The 356-nt window shown below is 74.7% G+C and carries 1 protein-coding gene; it reads right to left on the reverse strand.

Going from position 1 to position 356, the window contains the following annotated elements:
- Positions 1–356 (reverse strand): NPCBM/NEW2 domain-containing protein (locus UK12_RS33820; protein WP_045307047.1); only part of this gene is annotated, 356 nt, incomplete at both ends.

Raw genomic sequence — 356 nt, forward strand, 5'->3', positions numbered from 1 at the left:
TTGCCGTGGGACGCGTCGTCCACGCCGACGTCCACACCCAGGTTGGTGCCGGTGCCGCCGAGGTAGTAGTCGATCTCGCTGTAGGCGTGCGCACCGAGGCCCTTGGCGTACGTGGTGCCCCGGATGCCGAGGGGCCGGCCGTCGCCGGACTGCTGTGCGCCGTTGCTGCGATCGCGGTCGACCGGGCACCAGCCGCTGACGGCCGAGGACCAGGCCAGGTCGCTGAGCGGGTGGCTGCCGGCGGCCGGTCCGCTGCCGCAGCTCAGCGGCGGGGCGGCCGAGTCGGCGTGGTCGTAGTCGATGCCGTCGCCGCCGTCGGTGACCACCAGTCGCAGCCGGCCGCCGCCGGTCAGGTC

The organism is Saccharothrix sp. ST-888, assembly GCF_000955975.1.
In the GTDB taxonomy this organism is placed as follows: domain Bacteria; phylum Actinomycetota; class Actinomycetes; order Streptomycetales; family Streptomycetaceae; genus Kitasatospora.